The sequence below is a fragment of the Microcystis sp. M_OC_Ca_00000000_C217Col genome, assembly GCF_007095585.1.
Lineage (GTDB): Bacteria > Cyanobacteriota > Cyanobacteriia > Cyanobacteriales > Microcystaceae > Microcystis > Microcystis panniformis.
Genome location: NZ_SFBV01000229.1, coordinates 1 through 3,386, shown reverse-complemented (window position 1 = coordinate 3,386; position 3,386 = coordinate 1). Strand labels below are relative to the sequence as shown.

General features: G+C 42.6%; 4 protein-coding genes and 1 pseudogene. 3 read left to right on the top strand and 2 right to left on the bottom strand.

Annotation, left to right across the window (positions count from 1 at the left end):
- Positions 1–112 (top strand): annotated as a pseudogene (locus tag EWV66_RS13975) (IS630 family transposase); the annotation flags it as partial.
- Between the two features lie 443 nt (positions 113–555).
- Here the strand turns inward: EWV66_RS13975 and EWV66_RS13970 are convergent.
- Positions 556–1,059, bottom strand: a complete 504-nt coding sequence (locus EWV66_RS13970; protein ID WP_002758944.1) for a hypothetical protein — start codon at positions 1,057–1,059, stop codon at positions 556–558.
- A gap of 389 nt (positions 1,060–1,448) precedes the next feature.
- Between EWV66_RS13970 and EWV66_RS13965 the strand changes: the two genes are divergently transcribed.
- Both EWV66_RS13965 and EWV66_RS13960 read left to right on the top strand, forming a co-directional pair.
- On the top strand, positions 1,449–1,763 hold the full coding sequence (locus EWV66_RS13965; RefSeq protein ID WP_002758945.1) for a hypothetical protein: 315 nt from the start codon (positions 1,449–1,451) through the stop codon (positions 1,761–1,763).
- A gap of 282 nt (positions 1,764–2,045) precedes the next feature.
- Positions 2,046–2,441, top strand: a complete 396-nt coding sequence (locus EWV66_RS13960) for a hypothetical protein (RefSeq protein ID WP_052277472.1) — start codon at positions 2,046–2,048, stop codon at positions 2,439–2,441.
- A 366-nt stretch (positions 2,442–2,807) separates the two neighbouring features.
- On the opposite strand, the gene EWV66_RS13955 is transcribed toward EWV66_RS13960, so the two are convergent.
- A complete protein-coding gene (locus EWV66_RS13955; protein ID WP_052277471.1) occupies positions 2,808–3,200 on the bottom strand; it encodes a hypothetical protein in 393 nt (130 codons plus the stop codon).
- Positions 3,201–3,386: the final 186 nt, after the last annotated feature.

Below are 3,386 nucleotides of genomic sequence, written 5' to 3'. Positions count from 1 at the left end.
AGCTATTTATGAATGTCTGAATGATGCCCATCTGAAACATAAAAAAGAACTGGATTCCTTGCTGACTCTACGATTTCAGAAGTTTAATAAATCTCAGATTATGAACGTCTAAAGTATATTAAAGTTGTCCGTTATCAATCATGGAATCCCCTAGATTTATTCTTAGATAAGTAGGGAGGCACAATTATTTGTAGGATGGGTTAGCGGTAGCGTAACATGAGCGGGCGTTGGGTTTCATGCTTCAACCCAACCTACGTTCTGATTTATTCTTAGATAGCAAATTATTAAACTTGTCCGTTATCAATCATGGAATCCCCTAGGGCACCTAAATGAAGTTTAAAATATTTAAGTACCTAGGCAAAATTATTTACACATGACGATCATTGCCCCGTAAGGGTTTTAGCTCGATCGGGCAGGTAATTAATTTTGCATGACTACTTATGACTTGTATTCTTGGCTTTGCTGGATGCGCTGCGTCTCTGTTCAGAAATCAAATAGGCGGATTATATTGCTAGAACTAAAAAAAGCGGGTTGAACCCCGCTTTTAATCAACAACTAAGCTAACTTAAAGGCATCTCGCCAACACCAGCGCAACAGGGTGAAAGCTATTAAACCCTTAACCACTTCTAGACACCAGTAACCAATCTGCAAAGACATCATTTCTCCCGACATTCCCGACGCGGCAACGGGAGCCAGTAAACCCATAGCACTCAGATTGGGAGTGAGAAAATAGGTGTAAATTAGGGTGATTACTAAGAGAACACCAGCGAATAGAAGCGATCGATGTTCGGGGAGATGGATTAAGGTATGATAGCGGTGGAAGACAACAAAGCTACACAGCACAATCGCCGCACAAACTAATTCCAGATGGTTAAAAATGCCAAATAGCAAGTAACCAGCACTGGCAAAGCCATTTTGTGTCATCATGCCAGCTACGGATAAGCTGGGGAGAATGATTAAATCGATGACGAAACTGGCACTTAACCAGAAACCGAGAACAACCATCGCTAAGGTTGTCCAATTAAACCAAGACCAATAACGCTCAACAAAAGTTTTCATTAGGCTTGCTCCTCCTTGCCTTTATAATTTAATTGTAAAGAGCGTTCGCCAAAATTATGGCCAGTTTTTTGGTAATTCTTAGCAATTCTTATCAATTCTGAGGAGAGCAACCAAACAATACCGCTCTTAAGTAGGTGGGTGGAATTAAATATAAGATGAACGTAGGTTGGGTTGAAGCATGAAACCCAACGCCCCGATGGGTTACGCTACCGCTAACCCATCCTACAAATAATTGTGCCTCCCTACTTATCTCTAGATTTGGCTACCCGCTCGGGGCGGAATTGTAAAGATTTATCAACAAGTGTTTATAAAAACCTTTAAATATTGACCAAGCTAACGATTCTAGACTTACCCTAAAACAATAACTGACTATCTACGGGTTTACTGTTATGGATAAGGATTTTCGTAACTATCGCATGGTTTGCACCCTCACCTTCGGAGATATTTACGGACAAATAATCGTCTGGTTAATCGTTATTTTTCTTACTCTGGCTTCCACTCTAGCTCTTTGGAGTAGCACTAGACAAATTTTCGCCCTCGCTACCGTGGGGTTAGTCGTCGTCCTCTCTTTGCCTTTTTTACTCTTTGCTTTCGTTACTACCCTCCTTAATCATATTGAATTCGTTCCCATCGAAACGGAAACCAACATTCGTCGTGGTCCTGTACCCGGAGTTAGCGGCAGCCGTGTACCCGCAGCTGGCTAAATCCGACCAAATCCCCAATAAATAATCTGGAGACGTTGTCAGCAACGTCTCCAGCAGTTTTTACCCTTGTTTGCGTCGGGGTTTCTCGTTCTTAATTTTTGTAAATTTTTGTAAATTTAACTTGTTTTAAAACACTTTGTCTGGTAAAGATTATCCAGAGAAAAATAGATGAAGGAGAGAAATTGTCAAGAGAATAATCTTGTTTGCTGCCTGATCCCGGTCAATGATAAATTTTTAAATACCTAGTCTTTTACATTTTCCCAACTCTCGGAGTGATCCCCGATGTTAAAAAATCTCTTTGGTGGCAAAAAATCTGACTTTTACCTAGAACTAAAAGAAACCGATGGTGAACAACAAGCAACAGCAACCACGGCTGTAGTCGCACCTGTGGTGGAAGCGCCCGCACCTGTTGTGGAATCTGCTGCTGCCCCTGTAGCCGAGAAAAAAGCCCAAAAAACTTCTATTAAGAAAGAAAAGCAAGTAAAAGAAACTCCAGCTGCTCCTGTGAGCGCACCGGCACCCGTAGCCGCTACTAACGGTAAAGTAGAGCCGCAAGAAGTAGAATTTGCGACAAAATACTTGATTACTCCTAGTATGTCTCGCCGTCGCCCTGGTCCGAGCTTGAATGGTTTCAAAGACATGGCACGCAAGGCGAAACTACCTGCTAACCGCGGCTAAATCCCCCGGATTGCTTTCTCAACAAAAAAAAAGGAGAGCTTTCTTTGACTCTCCTTTTTCATCAGGGTGCATCTACTAACTCAAGTGTAGCAGCGAGTTTTTTTAAGGTTGGTTATTTAGGTTACTCCCCAGAGTATTTTGGGGATAATTATTACCTGTCTTCTTGGGTAAGTTTTAAAACCTAGAACTAGGTTGACTGGTGGACAGGTGCAAAATCAGCATTCATAAGTAGGGAGGCACAATTATTTGTAGGATGGGTTAGCGGTAGCGTAAACTATGCGGGCGTTGGGTTTCATGCTTCAACCCAACCTACGTTCTGGTGGACAGGTGCAAAATCAGTCTTCATATCTTGATTCAGCAACGCCATTAGGGGTTAACTTTCGCCGCTCGGATTAGCCAACCGATTACCCCACCCGTAACACCACTGAGGATCGAACTGAGCCAAGCCGTGATCACCACTACTCCGATCTGTTTCCAGTTTTTCAATTCTCCGACTTTTTCGGCGAGATCGGTGGTTTTTCCCGCCGCATTCTCTATAACTTTAACTCGATCGCTTAAACCCTCTATCTTCGCGTCTAGGGTTCGGATATCGCCTTTAATTTCCGACTGCCCTAACTCTAAATTCTTCTGTCCGTTTTCTATGGTGGTTAGTCGGTTTTCCATGGTGGTTAGTCGGTTTTCGATCGCTTTTTGTCCGTTGGCAATGCCGATAATTAAATCCTCTAATCTTTTTAAATCTTTTTCAGTGGCGGCTGTCATCAGTTAAACTCCTCTTAGTTGAATTTTTCTTGCCCCGATTCGATACTTTATTGATTGCGGATAACTTTCTCATCGGAAATTTTGGGTCTGAAACCCCGCCGTTCTAGGTTGGCTTTACGTTAGAATTAAAAGGCCAGTCTCGAAAACCAAGTGGACGGCGCAGCACCTTGAAAACTCGGCTTAGGG